The organism is Paenibacillus doosanensis (assembly GCF_025060755.1).
GTDB classification, from domain to species: Bacteria; Bacillota; Bacilli; order Paenibacillales; family NBRC-103111; genus Paenibacillus_S; species Paenibacillus_S doosanensis.
Genome location: NZ_JANYUY010000019.1, coordinates 65577 through 84082, shown reverse-complemented (window position 1 = coordinate 84082; position 18506 = coordinate 65577). Strand labels below are relative to the sequence as shown.

The following is an 18506-nucleotide window of genomic DNA, read 5'->3' as shown; positions in this document are numbered from 1 at the left end:
AAATTCGTCCGCCTATGTCGAATGGTATATATTACATTATTGACATAGGAGTTGTAGAGCCATTGTTACGTTATAAAATGATAAGCGCGGCCGCAAGCTCTTTTTTGCTTATCGGCGCGCTTCATGCGCCCGCTGCTTTCGGTCAGGAGGCGGCAGAGGGACAATCCGCAGGAGTTCGGATTTATAACGTCCAGCCCCATTCGGAAGCAGATGCGGTCGCAGCCACGTATGCCAGGAGTACGGTGGACCGGTTGAACGTTCGCACCGGAGCGGATCTGTCTTCGCCGGTCATCAGGATGATCGGGAAATCGGATCGGTACGAAATTTTAGGCGAGCAGGGCGATTGGGTACATATCAGGCTGACGGACAAACAGGACGGCTGGATTTTCCGGGAATATATCGAGTTGGAGAGCGTCGCCCCTCCCAAGGCCGAAGCGGATGCGCCGAAGCCCGAGGCGGAACGGCCGGATGAGCCTGATGCGGCTGATCTCAATCAGGCAACCGTCGTTCATATGGACGATATTACGAATTTGCGCAGCGGGCCGGGCATCGAGTACGATGTCATCGGCAAAGCGAAGCCCGGCGATTCCTACCCGATCCTCGATACCAAAGGAGATTGGTACGTCGTATCGCTTCCCGACAATAGCAAGGCCCATGTCGCAAGCTGGGTCGTGCAAACCGATGCTGCGAGCCAGCATTCGAATCCGGCATCATCGCTTCCTAATGGAATTGCGCCTGAATTATATATTTATCATACTCATAATCAGGAATCATGGAGCAATGTCGCTAGTCTGAGGGCCGGCACATCGGTCGACGATCCGAAAGTCAACATTACGCTGGTCGGAGATCGATTGGCGCAGCAGTTGCAGGCAAGCGGGATACCGGCGCTCGCCGGGGATGTGAATGTGGCGGAGAAGCTGAAGCAGCAGAAATTGAATTTCTCCGAATCGTACACCGTATCTCGACAAGCCGTCGACAAAGCGATTCAAACGTATCCTTCGCTTTCGTATTTCTTCGATATTCACCGCGACGCCGACGTGCCGAGGGAAAAAACGACGGCAAGCGTTAATGGAAAATCGTATGCGCGCGTGCTGTTTGTCGTCGGTACGGCCCATGCCGGTTACAAGGAAAATAAGGCGTTCGCCGAGGCGCTCAATAAGCTTCTGGACAAGAAGTATCCCGGATTATCGCGGGGGATTCTCACGAAAAGCGAGCATCAAGGAAACGGGGAATATAATCAATCCGTCTCTCCGGGCAGCTTGTTGATGGAAATAGGAGGCACGAATAATACGCTGCAGGAAAGCTTGAATACGGCGGAAGCGCTGGCCGACGTATTTGCGGAATATTACCGTTCGGTCCAAACAAAACCTTAAAGCGATGGGGGGGCGGCAATGAACGAGCAGAATGAAACGCTATCGGCTGCTCATCAGCTGATGGAGCTCCATGTCGAAGCTTTGTTTACGTATGACGAGCGGCTGCGGCTGCATACGATCAATGAACCATGGCCCGGGAGCGGTCCGGCTCCCCGCTTTTTCTTAGGCAGGACGATAGCGGGGCCGTCTCTCTGCCGGATTCGCCATGATGTCGACGATCATCTCGCGGAGCAACTGGAGCTGTGGTCCGCCGAGGAATCGATGGGGATGGACGTGGAGCGGAAGCCGCGGCATTTTGAGAACTATCGGCAGCTCCTCCAAGGGCAACGGTTTACGATGGGGCCCTGCTTTCTTGTTCGGGAAGGAGTCTCGCCGGCTGCGGACGCGGTTATCGTTACCCGCGACAACGCGGAACTGCTGCGCGGAGGCTTCGAATGGCTGCTCTCGGAAATCGACTATGCGCAGCCGTGCGCAGCAATCGTACGCGATAACCGCGCCGTATCGGTCTGCCGAAGCGTGCGCATCACCTCCCGGGCTCATGAAGCCGGGCTTGAAACTCTCGAAGCTTACCGGGGCAGAGGACTGGCTTCCGAAGCCGTGGCCGGATGGGCGAAGGCTGTGCGGAATAAGGGCTGTCTTCCGCTGTACAGTACGTCCTGGGAAAATCGATCTTCCCGCAGAGTGGCGAGCAAATTATCTTTAGCGTTATACGGAGCTCATTTCTCGATCGTTTGATCGTTCGAAGCGATTGCGGGGGATTAGCATAAAAAACAGTTTACATAATTAATATTATGTAAACTGTTTTCTCGCTGTTTAGGAAATGATGCGCAGCAATATCCTGAGGAAATCCGGTGGCTCCCCCGAAAGGAAAGTCTACCCATAGAACGATCCCAGAGGAATGGTTAGACGCCGATCCAGCTTAGGCTGGATGCGGACGGAATAAGCTTCAGCGCATCACGTCACTACCCTGGAAATTACTCTTGGTACCCCATTTCCATTGTCTGTGGTGCCGCGTAGCGGCATGGATGGCTTTTGGGGGATTTGTTTAAGAAGAAGCGGGCACAATTACACATCCTATTCCAATGCTTCCCAATGATCGCTTCGGCTGATATAATAATAAGCGTAATTTATGTTGGATATTTGTGACGAAGGACAGCTGAAATAGCCGTGTCCCTCAAAATGGAAAAAAAGGACATAATAGCAAGTCAACGGCGGCAAAATCATCGATTTTGCTCCTTTTTTTCAACCAAATAAATTACGCTAAATACATATTTAACGTAATTTCAGATATAAAGGACGGAGAGTGTGCGCATGCAGCCCAAGATAGCTACCGAAGATGAATGTTTGGACCTGTTTGACATATGGATGAAGGATCAGGGATTCACTCCTCGCACGCAAAAAGCGTATCTCGGCGATGTCCGGCTGTTTTTGGCCTCAGTGTATCCGAAATCGCTTGATGAGCTGGAGGCACTGGATGTGATGCGGTTTTTGACCAAGGTGCGCCAAGGAGGAGCGGGGGACTCGACAAGGAATCGGTATTTGTCTTCCATCCGAACTTTTTTCACTGCGCTGATCGAGCATAAATATGCGCAGCACAATCCTGCGCTTCATCTCAAAAAGTCGAAGGTGGAGAAAAATCCGCTGCCCTCGTATTTGAATGAATCGTTATTGACGGCATTTCTGGAGTCAATCGAAGGCAAATACCAAATCCGCAATGTCGCGATGTTTCTTCTGATGAGCTATGCGGGATTGCGGGTAAGCGAGCTGCATCAGCTGAATGTAACGGATTATCAGAGGCAGAACAAGCTGCTGCAGGTGTACGGGAAAGGGCGTAAATGGAGGACGGTGCCGTTGCCGGATTCGCTGACGCATATTCTGGATATGGCGTTGAACGAGCGGATTGCTCCGCGGAAGCCATCGGAGCAGGCTTTCTTCGTATCCCAGTTCGGACGGCGCATTTCAGCGCGGATGATTCAGAAAATAGCCGAGGCGCATTTTGCCGAGTTAAAGGAGAAGTACAGCGAACTGCGCGGCCAAGCGCTGTCCAGCCATAAGCTGCGCCACACGTTTGCGACGATGCAGGTTATAGCGGGGACCGATATACGTACGCTGCAGGAGCTGCTCGGCCATTCGAGCATTCAAACGACGCAAATTTATACGCATGTCGGGGACAAGCAGAAGCAAGAAGCCATGAACCGGGTGGTGCCGTACTTGCCGAAGGCCGTGAAGCGATAGGATGATGAACAGGGGAGGGGCGAAAAACGGACTAACAACGCAAAAGCCCCTGAGCGGCCGGCGCATGCCGGTGCAGAGGGGCGTGGGAATTCGAAGCTTGACTAAACGGGCTTACCGCCGTCAGAAAGCCGACTAGCTCCCGCAGCGGCGTTGCGGGATTGTCAGGCAGGAAGGGCGCAAATACGGGAATTATTTGCTCCCGGCGATGACGGTTTTGTTGCGCCCAGTCTCTTTGGCTTTGTACAGCGCTTGGTCTGCCAATTGGAACAAGGCTTCCGCCGTCGCGGCCTGGGAAGGGAAACAGGAGATGCCGAGCGATACGGTAACAGGACGATCGATAGGCGCCTTGCTTTGCTCTATCGTTGTGCGAATGCGCTCGGCGCAAATGCCGGCATCCGTCAAGCTCGAATGAGGGAGCAGCACGACGAATTCCTCGCCTCCGAAACGACAGCAAATGTCTACGTTTCTTACGGATTGGCCGACCATCCGCGCTACATGCTTCAGAACCTCGTCTCCCGTTTGATGGCCGTACGAATCGTTGATCGTTTTGAAGCGGTCGATGTCCAATAAAACGAGACAGAACGGGCATTGCTCGGAAGTCCACTGCTGCAAGATCGCTTCGAGCGTTCTCCGGTTCGTCAGCCCTGTCAGCGCGTCGGTCATGGCGGCATGCGTGAGCTGATCGGTTTGCTTTTGCAAATCCTGGAACGTGCTCGCCACAGCCCGTGCCAGCAAATCGGCCTCGCGGTTCCAATGTCCCGTCAAATCGGGGATCGGCGTTCGGACACCCCGCCCTAGCCGGTTGACAAGATCGGCCAGGGAGACGAAGGGACCGGCCAGCTTGCGAGCGAGCCATATTGCAGCGGCCAGCAGCAGTACAAATGGTGCCAGCGTATACAGTACGATCGAACGGATCAGCCGGTGCAGCTGTTCGTACACAACGCTGATCGGAGAGTTGACGATCACTCCCCAGCCGACTTCCGTGACCGGCGAATAGCCGGCGAGCAGCGGAACGCCCAGCGTATTGACGACGAGCTCATGCCCGCTTTGTCCGCGAAGAACTTTCTGGACGACCGAATTGGCGCCTACATCTTCCCCTAAACGGCCGGGGATCGGGTGAAATAACAGTTGCCCCGTCGTGTCGACGACATAAAAATAAGAGCCGGATTCATCGATATCGTTTTTGCCGAAGATCATATTGAGTACATTGTTATCGCCAAGATAGAGCGTGCCGCCGACAAAACCGCGGTAATCCCCGTTCTCGTCGTACAGCGGCTCGCTCATTAACACGATGAGGCGGCCGGTTGGGGAAGTGAACGGCTTGGAAATATACGATTTTTGCGAATCCAGCGCTTCCCGGGTCACGGGCGATGCGATCGGCTGACCGGCCGCTGCGATGCTTGCAGGCGCGATGCTGCGGAACATTCCGTCCTGATCTACGACCATAATAGAGTTGAAATAGCTGCTGTTATGACGAAGCAGGTCCAGCTGCTTCTGCACCTCCGTCTCGCTCATATGGCAGTTTTCCGATAAATAGGCGGCGGTATATTGGAGACTGCTGCGCATCGATTTGAACAGGGAATCCATCGTCTGGCTCATTTTTTCGGCGGTTGAATAATTCAACGCTAGCGTCGTTGTAAAGAGCGATTGCTTATTGGATTGATATGAGGCAATGAGCAGGATCGTTAAAGTCAATAAAACCGAGACGGAAACCAGCCCGGTTAACAGCGTGGCAAGGCTAATTTGCTTCTTCCCGGTTGGTAGGTCGTTATGAAGTTTAGACATGGCGGACCCTCTTTTTATCTATAAAATCATCTTTGTCGATACATTTCGACATAATTCCCTAAAATCCTCTTCATTCTCTTTGAGAATTGGTTTTTTTTGCTAAATACTTGAAAAAATAAATATTAGTATTGTTGAATATTAATATCATTAATTAAAAGAAATGAAAAGGATGTCCTTTATTTGCATTTGAGCCCAAAAGGTACTAATTTAAATATAGACGGGGCAGGATAGTGAGAGTGCAGCGGGGTGCCGCAGAGAGACTGGAATGCGCCGGCATGATTATACGACGAGGAGGTTGATCCGATGGATTCCAAACAATTGGAGGAACAACTGGCCAAAAATTTGACCGAAGGTGAGATGGAGCAAACCGATACGGAAGAAGCGGCGCGCAAGCGTTTGCCGATCAAAACCGAGATTCGCATTCAGGCCCAGATTGATCCGATCATGGAAGAAACCCGCAAATACCGGCAAATGGCCGAAGAGGTTGACGATCGTTACGCCAAGTACGACCGCACGCTTGAGAACCGTGAATCGGAGAAAAAAGATTCGTGAAAAACAAGGTCTCGCTCGAGGTCAGGCAGAAGCTAATGCGGATGGAGTAAATCTGCGTTAGCTTTTTTTCATTAGGACGGGAGTGGAAAAAGCCTATTTTATAGTTTACATAAAATATATTATGTAAATATAAATAATAAGAAGCTGCAAGGAGAACCGGCAGGAGAGGGCGGGAGAGAGACGCCGCAGCATCTTCTCCCTGCCGGGGTTTCCAACCGGTTATTTCACATAGTACGCTCCGATAGGGAGAGCGGTGGCGGAGTTAACGACAACCAGACCCACGCCTCCGGGAATAAAAGCGGCTTTGGAATCTTTGGTTACGAGATAATAACCGGGCACATAGATGCCGTTCACATTCGTCTGCGGTACCGATCCTACGAAGATGATATCCGGTTTGTCCGGCGCTGCGCCCGATGTCGTCGAAGCGGAGGTTGGCGCGGCACCTGCAGCTGCCGGAACCATCAAAGCTGCGGCCATAGCCAATACGGATACTTTGGTTTTGAACATGTTCATCCGTCATCACTCCTCATGCTTTGGAATTGGAAGTAACGCTGCCATCCCTTAGTAAACGTATGTGATACCTCCGCAATCTATTCATCCGATGTCAGATTATCTGTAATTTTGCGTTTAGGGCCACCGCCGATGACGTCGGCTCGTGCGACGATACCGGACTCCAAATCGCCCTTGGACGCGTAAGCGATGCCTCCAAGCTGGCTTGCGCCAGCGCTCTGCGGACCGATAGCGGCTCCCTCACCTGCTTCAGATGCTCTTCGTATAAACCCGAATAAAAACACCCCGGAACGATCCCGTTCCGGGGTGCTGGCGTACATCAGCGTTATGATTTTTTACGGACGGTGACGTAAACGGAAGCTTCCTTGCCGTTCGGCAGGGCGGCCGTCAGTAAGAAGGAGGTAATGTCACCGGTAATTTGCACGATACCCGCGCTGTTCACCGTCACGGTCCCGCTGCCGTCGTCGCTTGCGCCTCGGACGATATCCTTCGGATTAAAGAAGACGTTCAAAGCAAAGTTATAGCTTTGCACTTCGCCCCGTTTGTATTCGATACCGAAGTTGTCGGTTACTTTCATGTCCATCTTCTCGTAAGCGTTAAACGAGCCCGAATAGACGCCATTCGTTACCGTCGTATCGCAAGTGATACCCGTGTCTCTTACTTCGATCAGCTGCGCGGCGACCGCTTCGTGCTTGACCGTAACGGGGATCGTGAGTTGCTTCATATCTCCGTTCAGAGCTTCGTAGATGACGTTGACCGTGGCCGTCCCCGCTTGGTTTCCGAGGATAAACCCTTTATGGTTGGCGGAAACGCCCGCTTTCACGACGCTCGGATTGGAGGAGCTGACGGATTGCACGATGCCCGATGTCGCCACTTCTTCTCCGGCAGAGTTGGTGACGGTAATTTCAATTTCCTTGGCAAATTTGCTGAATATCGGATCTTCCGCTTCGGCTCTCGAAGCGTTGCCGTACGTTCCGCTGGCTCCTCCGGTCAGCCCGCTGTCGATCACATCGCTCAGTTCAAAGGAGCTGTCGGTCGTGTAGTTGTACTTGCCGATCGCTACCGTAGCGCCTATGTTCAAGGTGCCGGTTACCGATTGCGCTGCGGAGCCGTCCGGGCCGCTCAATGTGACGAGATAGCTTCCGGTAGCTAGCTTTTCGTCGGATAGCAGCGTTAGCGTAGCGGATGTTTTATCGTCGGACCAGATGGTACTCGTGTCGATGACTTTGCCGTTTCTGCTCAGCGTCAGCACGGGTTTGGCCGTATCGATCGCGCGGCTCAGTTTCACCTCGACGGTCTGGTCTCCGGATGCCTGCACGGAGGATATGGAGACGGGTTCCTGCGCTTGTCCCTGCTCCTTCTCCGAATGGGCGGCCTGCCAGGCGGCATAAGCGGCTTGCACGAGATCTGCGCGCGTTGCAGGAGCGTCCCCGGCCTTGCCGGAAGGATGGATGCCAAGCCCGGTTGCCTGCTTGACCGCATCTTCATACCAAGGCGTTGCCGATACATTGACCGTTTTGCCGAGTCCTTTGACGAGCACGGCGTCGAGCTGACCGATCGTAACCGGGTCGCCCGGGGCGAAGGTCGTGTCCGTCATTCCGTCGATCATACCGGCTTTCTTGGCCGCCTCGATATAAGGAATGGCCCAGCCGTTAGCCGGATCGTCGGATGTGACGTCGGCAAAGCCGGAAGTTTGAAGCGAAGCGTCCGCCTGAAGGCCGAACACTAAAGAAGCTACCTTGGCGAACTGAGCCCGGGTCATGTTCTGCGCAATGCCGAAGCTGTCGTCGGATACGCCTTCGAAAATGCCTTTGGCCAGCAAGCTGTCAATTTGCGTTTGCAGCTCGGGCGACAAATTCGTCAAATCTTGGTAATCGGCCGCCGTTTTGGGCGATTCCGCCAGTGCGGACGGCGCTATCATCGATAGAGCCAGAACTGTGGCGGCGATGAGCGATATGCTTTTATTCATAGGTTCGGTTCCCCCAAGAAAAATGGATTTCATCCTAAACTATCCTATAACGATTATAGATAGATTCTTCTAAATGATACTATTAGTCCGTTGAAATGCCAAGTCTAATGAATAGGCGTAAAATTTAACAGCGCTAAAGATCAAGGCGGTCTGTCCGGGCCGCCCTCGGAACATTTGTTCTTTTTTGCCGTGATCTGGTATGATTAAAGGTACAGACGAGCGATCCTAAGCGATTGCAAAAGGAAATATGGAAAGGAGCCGGGGCATGGATGTTGCATTGACCGCCAAGGTCATTAAATCGTTATGCGGCCAGCTTGCTTACGAGAAGGGCGAGGCGTTATGGAGGTCCGGCAAAGTGTCGGTTACTCATTACGACCCTATCGGCATGAAGTACGAGGCGAGCGTCATTGCCGACCGCAAGAGCCGGTACGACGTCACCGCGTCCTTTGATACCGGCGGAAACATCAGTGCGGAGTGCGCCTGTCCGAGGCTCTCTTCCTACGATAAATATTGCAAGCATATTGCCGCGTCGCTGCTCGCCGTCCACCGGCTGCAGCAGGAGTTCGCGGGGAACCGCCAGGAGGATGCGGCCGCTCTGCCCGACGAGCGAGGAGAAGAGTACGCTGCCGCTGCAAAGGGGGATTACTCCGGGCGCACGGAAGATGCGAAGCTGACGAGAGGCATGCTGCGCCTGTTCGGCGAGCGGACGATTCGCACAAGCCCGAGCCGGGTTGTGCCGGAAGCGAGAAGCCTGCTCGAGGTCGAGGTTATATGTCGGCTGCTTCCTTACGGATACCGCAAACATATGTTTGGAGTCGAACTGAAAATCGGCCCCAAGCGGTTGTATATCGTGCAGCAGATTCGAGATTTTTTGGAGCGGGTGGATCGCGGGGAAGCTTATGCTTTGACCAAGCAGTTTACGTACGATCCCGTGCTGCACTATTTCCAGAAGGAGAACGACGATCTTTTGCGTCAATGCATCCGGCTGTATCGCAACGAGCAAATGTACCGGGAAAGCGCCCGGACGTTTTCAACGGCAGCCGCCCCTGTAGGCGGAGAACGGATACTGCTCATCCCTCCTTACGGATGGGATTCGCTGCTTCCGCTGCTGCTCCAAGCCCCTTCTGTCCGGCTTGAACTCGGAGAAGCCTTCTACTATAAACTGGAAGCGGCGGAGGGGCCGCTCCCGCTTCGCTTTGCCTTCGACACGGCGGGCAGCCGAAGCTACCGGCTAGAGGTCGACGGGCTGGAGCGGATGGTCGTTCTGGATGCGTACGGCGCTGTTTTGGCAGGCGGCAAGCTGCTCAAGGTGCCGCATGAAGAGGCCAAGCGCCTTGCGGAGCTGAAACTGATGCTCGAAGGAGCGGAGGGACGGCAAGTGACCATTTCCCGGGATGAGATGGAGCCGTTCATGGAAAAGGTCGTGCCCGGACTGATGAAGCTGGGCAGCGTTCATCTATCCGAGGCCGTATCGGAGAGAATGTCGAAATACCCGCTGAAGGCGAGGCTGTACTTGGACCGGGTGCGGGACCGTCTGCTCGCGGGGCTTGAATTTCAATACGGCGATGTGATCATTAATCCGCTCGCCGGAGGCGGACGGGATCGAAAAAGCACGGAACGTATTCTGGTTCGGGACGGAGAGCAGGAACGGCGCATTCTGGAGCTGATGGAGCAAAGCGCCTTCATCAGAACGGAGGAAGGCTACTTCCTGGATGAAGAAGACGGCGAATACGAGTTTCTGTACCGCATCGTCCCTGAGCTGGAGAAGCTGGTAACGATCTATGCGACCTCCAGCGTAAAACCGCGGCTGGCCGCCGGGCCCATTGCTCCGAAAATCACGGTGGAGGTTGATGAGAGGACGGATTGGCTGGATTTCCGCTTCGATATCGCCGGGATTCCCGAAGCGGAAATCCGCAAGGTGCTTCAGTCGCTTTCGGAGAAGCGCAAGTATCACCGGATGCCGGGAGGCGCTTTCGTGCCGCTGGAGAGCGAAGCGTTTCAGGAGATCGTCCGATTTATTAACGAGATCGGCATCCGAATTAACGATCTGCCGGGGACGCAGTTTCGGCTGCCCGCCGCGCAAGCCGCGCGTCTGCTCGATTCGCCTTCACACGGCCATGCGGTCAGGCTGGGCAAATCGCTGCGCCGCCTGCTTGAGCATATCCGGAATCCGGACGATCTCGAATTCCCGGTGCCCGCCTCGCTGTCGCCCGTGCTTCGCGATTATCAGAAATACGGATTCGGCTGGCTCAAGACGCTGGCGCATTACCATTTTGGCGGGATTCTTGCGGATGATATGGGACTCGGCAAGACGGTGCAAAGCATCGCCTTCCTCGTATCCTCGCTGGCGGACATCCGCGAAATGCAGCTGCCGGCGCTGATCGTATGTCCCGCTTCGCTGATGTACAATTGGCAGCAGGAGATCGCCCGGTTCGCTCCGGAGCTGAAGGCGGAGATCGTCGACGGCTCGCGGTCGGAACGCAGTCAAACGCTGAAGCGGCTAACCGAAGCGGACGTGTTGATCACCTCCTACCCGCTGCTTCGCCGAGATGTGCTTCTGTATGCGCAGTATGCATTCCATACGCTGATTTTGGACGAGGCGCAAGCGTTCAAAAATCATGCGACTCAAACGGCCCAAGCCGTAAAGACGCTGCAAGCCAGACACCGGTTCGCGCTGACCGGGACGCCGATAGAGAATCGGCTCGACGAATTATGGTCGATTTTCCACGTTGTCTTTCCGGAGCTGTTTCCGGGCAGGCAGGCGTTCGGCGAATTGACGCGCGAAGCCGTCGCGAGAAGAGCAAGGCCGTTTCTGCTCCGCAGGCTGAAAAGCGACGTGCTGAAGGAATTGCCGGAGAAGATCGAGACGCTGCATCCGTCCGAGCTGCTGCCGGAGCAGAAGAAGCTGTACGCCGCCTATCTCGCCGAGCTGCGCCAGGAGACGCTGAAGCATTTGAACGCGGACAGCTTCAACAAGAACAGGATCAAAATATTGGCTGGCTTGACGCGGCTTAGGCAGCTGTGCTGCCACCCGGCTTTGTTCGTCGAAGATTACGCGGGCGGCTCGGCGAAGTTCGAACAGCTGCTGGAGATTATCGAGGAATGCCGGGGGGCGGGCAAGAGGATGCTCGTCTTCTCCCAGTTTACCGAGATGCTTGGGCTGATAAGCAGGGAGCTCTCCGACCAGGGAATCCCCTACTTCTATCTGGACGGACATACGCCGGCGGCCGACCGCGTGGCGCAGTGCACCCGGTTTAACGAGGGGGAGCGGGACGTGTTTCTCGTTTCCTTGAAGGCCGGCGGCACCGGTCTCAATCTGACCGGAGCCGATACCGTCATACTCTACGATCTATGGTGGAATCCTGCGGTGGAGCAGCAGGCGGCCGACAGGGCCTACCGCATCGGACAGAAAAAAGTGGTTCAGGTGATTCGGCTATTGGCCCAGGGGACGATCGAGGATAAAATCTACGAGCTTCAGCATAAAAAGAAGCATTTGATCGACGAAGTGCTTCAGCCGGGGGAGACAGCCACGTCCGCTTTAAGCGAACAAGATATTCGCGACATATTGATGATCTGATTCATGCTCTATTCGCCGGGGTACCACGGATTAATATGAATCAAGACCTCGCCCACGTCGGAATGGCGGGACATGATCGTTTGCTTGATCCGGCGGGAGATGTCATGTCCTTGCTGAATCGTCATATGGCCGGGAATGCTGAGCCGGATGTCGACCAATATGTAATGGCCGTGTTCGCGCGCGCGAATCCGGTCGATGCGCTTCACTTCGGGAGCCGTCCATACCAGAGCCGTATATTCGCTTAGCTTCTCCTGGTCGACGGCTTTTTCCATCAGGACATCGAACGCTTCCTGGCCCATATGGTAGGCAAGTCTGAGCACAAGCACCGAGACGATGATCCCGGCTACCGGATCTCCGTAAGCGAGCATATGCCATCCGTAAGCCTCCCCGATCAGGGAAAGGCCGATGCCGAGAACGGCGGCGATCGAGGCATAGACGTCGGCGAGATGATCGTATGCGGTAGCGAGCAGCCCTTTGCTGTTCATCTTTTTGCCGATGCGAACGGTGTAAATATAGAGCGCCTGCTTCCAGACGAGCGATACGAAGGCCGCGCCCAAGGCGACGAAGCTGGCCTGATGCGGCTCCTCGAAGAACGCGTTGACCGCTTCGTATGCGATATACAGCGCCGCGATGGTCAGAATGACCGAGACGACGGCTGCGCTCAGCACCTCGGCTTTGCCGTGCCCGTACGGATGGTCTTCATCGGCGGGCCGCTTGGAAATATGCATTGAGGTTAACGATGCCGCGGTAGCTATGACGTCGCCGGCATTATGAATGCCGTCGGCCAGCAGCACCTGGCTGTGAAATAGAAAGCCGACGGCGATTTTAAGAACCGTCAGCGCGACGTTGCTGATCAAGCTTACCCATGCCGCCATCATGGAAGAACGGTTATCCGAATTCATCATTTATGACCCCCGCCAGAACTTTTTCCCCAAGGAAACAAAAACCCTTGACCCGCTCCGGTCAAGGGAATGCTATTATGCAGTATGGACAATCCGCTCATTATTATCACCACTTGTCAAAAAATAACATGGTTTATTATAGCATTAGGCTGCATCGGATGCAAAGGGAACGGATCTTTGCCGGCAGTGTGCATCCTGCATTGGAGAAGGGCATGTCTTCAGGCAAATTGTGGTATGATAGTATTGTTTTTTAATACACTGCCGCTGAAGGAGGCCGCACTATGGTGCCTGTCATTTTACTGATCATTTTGCTCGTTATCGTCGTCGTTCCGCTGCTTGTTTTTTTCGGTTACATGTACGCTTTGTCCAAAAAGCCCAAACATTCCATTATCCGCTCGCATCCGTTTCTCGGGTGGCTGCGATATTTGCTTGAGAAGCTCGGACCGGAGTTTCGCCAATACTGGTTCGACAACGATACGGAAGGCAAGCCGTTCTCGAGAGCCGATTTTATCGGTCTGGTCTATGCGGCGAAATATCGGACGGATCTGATTTCGTTCGGGGGCAGACGAGATTACGAGAAGCCCGGCTTCTATTTATCCAATGCCATGTTCCCGAAATTAACGAGCGAGCTTAAGGTCGATAATGAGGCGCCGGTGCCCGGGAAAAAATATGTTATCACCGACGAAGGATTGTTTACTAGAAAGGAAAAGCTGGTCGAGGAGCGGGTCAAGCCTTGGCTGCTGCATGACGAGGATGCGATCGTCGTTGGCGAGGGACGTAAGTTTCCTTGGCGGCTTAAGGGCATGTTCGGCGCTTCGGCCACCTCCTTCGGAGCCGTCGGCGAGCGCTATATTCAATCGACGGGAAGCGGCGCCTGTATGGCGGGCGGGTCGTGGATCAATACGGGCGAAGGCGGGGTTGCGGATGTGCACCTTGCGTCGGGCGCCGAGGTGATCTCGCAGATCGGTCCCGGTCTGTTCGGCTTCCGCGATGAGGAGGGCCGTTTTTCCATCGAGGAATACAAGCGCAAAGCCGCTCATCCGAATATTAAAGCGTTCGAGCTGAAATTTCATCAAGGCGCCAAAATTCGCGGCGGCCATCTCGAAGGCGCTAAGGTGACGGCACCGGTCGCAGCGGCACGCCTAGTCCCGATAGGGAAGACAGTCAACTCCCCGAACCGCTTCGAATTTCTCACCAATCCGGAAGAAGCGCTGCGCTTCATCGCTACCTTGCAGGAAGAGGGCGGCAAGCCGGTGGGAGTGAAGATCGTCGTCGGCGATCCGAAACGGTTGGAGCCGTTTTTCCGGGCGATGCTCGAGCTGGACATTTACCCGGATTTCATTACCGTCGACGGCTCCGAAGGCGGTTCCGGGGCGACGTTTAAAGCAATGGCGGACGGCATGGGGCTGCCGCTCTTTACCGCCTTGCTGATTCTCGACGATACGGCAAGAAAATTCGGCGTGCGGGACCGGTTCCGCATTTTTGCTTCCGGCAAGCTCGTTACTCCGGATAAAGTGGCGATCGCGCTTGCGCTCGGTGCGGATTGCGTCAACTCGGCCCGCGGCTTTATGATGGCCAACGGCTGCATTATGGCGATGCAGTGTCATACCGGCAAATGCCCGACCGGGATTACGACGACGGATTCCAAATTCCAGGAAGCGCTGGTGCCGGAAGAGAAACAGTGGCGCGTAATGAACTATATTTTGCAAATGAGGGAAGGCTTGTTTTCGCTGGCGGCCGCTTGCGGTCTGGAAAGTCCTCGCGGGCTAAGGCGGGAGCATGTCGTGTTTACAAATGACAGCGGGCAAAGCATCCGCATTGCCGATTTGTTTCCTTATCCGAACCTAGATTAGCCAACATCATATTTTCCAGGACGAGTCGCCTTTCTGTATCAGAAGCGGCTCGTCCTTTTTGGCGCGTCCCGATGAAACCTTAAATGAACCTTAGTTTTTGCGCCCAAATCTTTTAGATTGCTTTTATACTATTTTAAAGTGATTTTAAGGTTGAAGCCTCATGATTAAAGCATGAACAACAGCAATAATTACATCGCTAATCCAACCAAATTTCATTCATAGGAGGGCTTTTATTATGGAAAACAACAACAACAATAAAAATCAATATGATGGTTATAAAACTGATGCCGAGCGCGAAGAGACTGCACAACATCGGATGGACGATGAAATCGAGGTCGTTTCGACGCCTCCAAGACGAAGCGGGTCGTTCTTCAAATATTCCGGCAGAGTATCTCTGAACACACCTGAGAACATGGATATGAAGAAGGGCAGTTCCATGAAAAGCACGTTTGCCGCTTTTATGGCCGGGGCTTTGGTAGTAGGGAGCCTGATGTTCGCTTCGGACAAATACAATTTGTTTACGGGTCCGCAGCTCGCGGCGGCACCGCAAACTTCCTCGGTTTCCGGCAATAACGGTGCCAAAACCGCATCGTTGAACAACGTAGTGTCATCGACCAAAAGCGTTGCGGATATCGCTAAGGAGGCAGGACCGGCTGTCGTGAAAATCGAAACGAAAGTAAAGAGCAGCAAAAACGGCAATTCAATGTACAACGATCCGTTTTTCCAACAGTTTTTCGGTAGTCAAGGCCGGGGAAGCGGGAAAGGCTCCACGCAAAATCAGGATGACGGAGCTTTGCAATCGAGCGGATTGGGCTCCGGATTTATTTTCCAATCGTCCGGTTACATTCTAACCAACGAACACGTCATTGACGGCGCCGACGAAATCGATGTTACCGTTCAAGGATACGATACGCCTTTTAAAGCCACGCTACTCGGTAACAGCTACGATCTGGACTTGGCCGTGCTGAAAATAGAAGGGGACAAAGACTTCCCGACGCTGCCTATCGGCGATTCCGATAATACGCAAGTGGGCGACTGGGTTGTCGCCATCGGTAACCCGTACGATTTCGACTACACCGTAACCTCCGGCGTGATCAGCGCCAAGGAGCGTCCGATCAGTATCCCGGATGACAAGGGGACAAGAGAATACAAACATCTGTTCCAAACCGATGCGGCTATTAACCCGGGGAACTCCGGCGGCCCGCTGCTGAACATGAACGGTGAAGTGATCGGGATCAATACGGCGGTAAGCTCCGAAGCGCAAGGTATCGGGTTCGCCATTCCTACAAGCACGATCAGCTCAGTGCTGGAAAATCTGAAAAACAACGTTGAAATTCCGAAGGAACCGTCTCCGTACATTGGTGTTAGTGTTGCCAATATTACCGAAGATATGTTAGGCGATCTGAACTTAAGCAGCACTAAAGGCGCGGTTGTCGCCGATATTCAACCTAAAACGCCGGCCTTTGAAGCCGGGTTGCGCGAATATGACGCCATTGTCGCCGTAGACGGCGCAGAAATCTCCACGGCGGACGAATTAACCAAAAAAATTCAGGCGCTAAAAGTCGGCGACAAAGTGAAGCTGACGATTGTGCGCAACGGCAATAAACAAGACATTACAGTCACCGTCGGCGACCGCAACGCGGCGCAATCGACTTCGAAAAAATAATAGATACCGTGTTACAGCGGGCATGGTTGGGTCTTTCGTAAAGACGCAGCCATGTCCGTTTTTTTATGATCCCGCCAAAACTAACGATTGCGATTTCCAGCAGCTTTTATTGAGATTTATATATCAAAAAAAATATATTGAATAAATATATCTTTTTGATATAATATAAATGAATCAACCTTTAAGGGGGGACTTATGCTTGACCGAATTATTTATACTCGGCGAATTGACGGGTGCTCCGATGCACGGCTATTTGCTGCACACGATCTTGAACGGAGCTATTGGACCTACGCGAAAAATCAGCTGGGGGGTGCTTTATCCGCTCATTCATAGCCTGCTTGCAGATGGGCTGATCGAGCAGGTCCCCGATGAACAACAGGAGGGTTCCCGGCAAGGAAGAGGAAAGAAGAAAAAAATGTACAGAATAACCGAGGATGGTAAGCGTCGTTTTTTTCGTCTGATGGAAGAACCGATTCCATACTCGCCGGACTATGATCTGCACTTTTACGCCAAGCTTTCGAATTTTGACATTATCAGCAGAGAATTGCAATTTCTGATTTTGCACCAGTACAAGGATTACTTGCGGTTTGAGCTTCGCCATGAGGAAGAACGGGTGGAGTATATAAGCAAAGACGAAATGATGCCCGATGAGGAACGACAGTACAATCTGATCTGGTTCCGGCATCGGTTGGACAAGCTTCGTTTGGACGAGGCTTGGATTTTGCAGTTAATTCATAATCTTCAAATGAATGGAGAAGGGACGGTGTATGAGTAAGTTTGCGATTGCCGAAGTAACGGCCGCTAGCGGCGGACGCTTGGAACGGCGTACTTAATAATATGAGGTGATGATTATGGCGCGTGTATTACTGATCAACGGAGGTTCCGAAGGACATATCAATCCAACGCTTGGCGTTGTTCAAGAACTGATCCGCCGCGGCGAACAGGTGGTTTACTGTACAGCGGATCAGTATCGTGATCGCGTAGAGTCAACGGGCGCAGAGGTGATCACGTTCGATAGCGGCAAATTTGTGGAGGCGTTCCTGGCCGGAGGAAGAAATCCTTGGGCACGGGCGGGCGGACTTTTGCGGACCGCCGACATTATCATTCCCAGTGTCCTCGATCAAATCAAAGGAAAGCATTTTGACTACATCATTCATGATTCGATGTTCGGCTGCGGACGCTTGCTTGCGCAAATACTCGACTTGCCGGCAATCAATTCATACACAAGCTTTGCACTTCAGCAAAACAGCTTTGACATGATGCACGATCACCTCTTGCGCCAGTTTCCGGCCGACGTGAACGAACAAGCGCAGCAGGAGTTTCAACGCCTTGTCAGTCAAGTGGAAGCGAAATACGATGTACGAGTGGGCTCCGCTTACGAGGTATCCTGTAATCCTGCGCCGTTGAGCCTTGTCTACACGTCGAAAAGCTTTCAGCCCGATGGTGAAAGTTTCGACGAGACGTTCAAGTTTGTTGGACCGTCTGTAGTGCCGCGTTCGCACAGTCATTTTGATTTCTCTCATGTGGACACGGATCGATTGGTTTACATTTCTTTCGGTACCGTTATCAATCAAGCGGCGGAATTTTACAAGCTCTGTTTTGCGGCGTTTGCCGAAACGAAGTACACCGTGATTGTATCCGTAGGCAGACAAACCCAGATTGCGGAATTGGGAGACATTCCCGATAATTTTATCGTTCGTAACTATGTACCGCAACTCGAAGTATTGCAACGCGCCAAATTGTTTATCACGCACGGCGGCATGAACAGCGCCAGCGAAGGATTATATTATGGGGTGCCGCTGATTGTGCTTCCCCAAGGCGCAGACCAGCCTATGGTGGCGCGGCGTGTGGCTGAAATCGGTGCAGGCATCCACCTGAAGCAAGAAGGGTTAACCGCTCGGGATCTTCGAGAGGCGGCGGAACATGTGTTCGAGGATGCATCGATTCGAGAGGCTTGTGTTGAAATTGGCGATTCGTTCCGAACTGCGGGCGGGTATCATCGAGCCGTGGAGGAGATCTTCGCATATAAACGAAATCTAGGATTGGGAGACAATTTTACGTAGAGACGCTCGGATTACAATTAC

Annotated in this window: 13 protein-coding genes; 9 read left to right on the top strand and 4 right to left on the bottom strand. The window is 53.3% G+C overall.

Annotation, left to right across the window (positions count from 1 at the left end; genetic code table 11):
* The first annotated feature begins 62 nt into the window (after nt 1-62).
* The 3 genes from spoIIP (at nt 63) to N0M98_RS15360 (ending at nt 3608) form a co-directional block, all read left to right on the top strand.
* Nucleotides 63-1373, top strand: coding sequence for a stage II sporulation protein P (gene spoIIP / locus N0M98_RS15370; RefSeq protein ID WP_259618455.1), 1311 nt, complete (start codon nt 63-65; stop codon nt 1371-1373).
* Between the two features lie 18 nt (nt 1374-1391).
* Nucleotides 1392-2108 (top strand): GNAT family N-acetyltransferase, encoded by a 717-nt coding sequence (locus tag N0M98_RS15365; RefSeq protein ID WP_259618454.1) that lies wholly within the window; start codon nt 1392-1394, stop codon nt 2106-2108.
* Between the two features lie 576 nt (nt 2109-2684).
* Nucleotides 2685-3608: a tyrosine-type recombinase/integrase gene (locus N0M98_RS15360; protein WP_259618453.1), complete on the top strand. Its 924-nt coding sequence runs from the start codon at nt 2685-2687 to the stop codon at nt 3606-3608.
* Nucleotides 3609-3797: 189 nt separating this feature from the next.
* Here the strand turns inward: N0M98_RS15360 and N0M98_RS15355 are convergent, their stop codons facing one another.
* Nucleotides 3798-5393, bottom strand: coding sequence for a sensor domain-containing diguanylate cyclase (locus N0M98_RS15355; protein WP_259618452.1), 1596 nt, complete (start codon nt 5391-5393; stop codon nt 3798-3800).
* Between the two features lie 303 nt (nt 5394-5696).
* On the opposite strand from N0M98_RS15355, the gene N0M98_RS15350 reads away from it, so the two are divergent.
* Nucleotides 5697-5945: a hypothetical protein gene (locus N0M98_RS15350; protein WP_249863233.1), complete on the top strand. Its 249-nt coding sequence runs from the start codon at nt 5697-5699 to the stop codon at nt 5943-5945.
* A 219-nt stretch (nt 5946-6164) separates the two neighbouring features.
* Here the strand turns inward: N0M98_RS15350 and N0M98_RS15345 are convergent, their stop codons facing one another.
* Both N0M98_RS15345 and N0M98_RS15340 read right to left on the bottom strand, forming a co-directional pair.
* Nucleotides 6165-6458: a hypothetical protein gene (locus tag N0M98_RS15345; RefSeq protein ID WP_259618451.1), complete on the bottom strand. Its 294-nt coding sequence runs from the start codon at nt 6456-6458 to the stop codon at nt 6165-6167.
* Between the two features lie 322 nt (nt 6459-6780).
* Nucleotides 6781-8424, bottom strand: a complete 1644-nt coding sequence (locus N0M98_RS15340) for an S-layer homology domain-containing protein (RefSeq protein ID WP_259618450.1) — start codon at nt 8422-8424, stop codon at nt 6781-6783.
* 265 nt (nt 8425-8689) lie between these two features.
* Between N0M98_RS15340 and N0M98_RS15335 the strand changes: the two genes are divergently transcribed.
* The gene (locus tag N0M98_RS15335) at nt 8690-12001 is read left to right on the top strand and encodes a DEAD/DEAH box helicase (RefSeq protein WP_259618449.1); all 3312 of its coding nucleotides are present in this window, start codon (nt 8690-8692) and stop codon (nt 11999-12001) included.
* Nucleotides 12002-12009: 8 nt separating this feature from the next.
* On the opposite strand, the gene N0M98_RS15330 is transcribed toward N0M98_RS15335, so the two are convergent.
* Entirely contained in the window at nt 12010-12903 is an 894-nt protein-coding gene (locus N0M98_RS15330) for a cation diffusion facilitator family transporter (RefSeq protein WP_375295489.1), read from the bottom strand.
* A 281-nt stretch (nt 12904-13184) separates the two neighbouring features.
* On the opposite strand from N0M98_RS15330, the gene N0M98_RS15325 reads away from it, so the two are divergent.
* The 4 genes from N0M98_RS15325 (at nt 13185) to N0M98_RS15310 (ending at nt 18485) form a co-directional block, all read left to right on the top strand.
* Nucleotides 13185-14756, top strand: a complete 1572-nt coding sequence (locus N0M98_RS15325; protein WP_259618448.1) for an FMN-binding glutamate synthase family protein — start codon at nt 13185-13187, stop codon at nt 14754-14756.
* A gap of 235 nt (nt 14757-14991) precedes the next feature.
* Nucleotides 14992-16422, top strand: coding sequence for a S1C family serine protease (locus tag N0M98_RS15320; RefSeq protein WP_259618447.1), 1431 nt, complete (start codon nt 14992-14994; stop codon nt 16420-16422).
* A gap of 199 nt (nt 16423-16621) precedes the next feature.
* Entirely contained in the window at nt 16622-17197 is a 576-nt protein-coding gene (locus N0M98_RS15315; protein ID WP_249863240.1) for a PadR family transcriptional regulator, read from the top strand.
* Between the two features lie 76 nt (nt 17198-17273).
* Nucleotides 17274-18485, top strand: a complete 1212-nt coding sequence (locus tag N0M98_RS15310; protein WP_259618446.1) for a macrolide family glycosyltransferase — start codon at nt 17274-17276, stop codon at nt 18483-18485.
* The last annotated feature ends 21 nt before the right edge of the window (nt 18486-18506 follow it).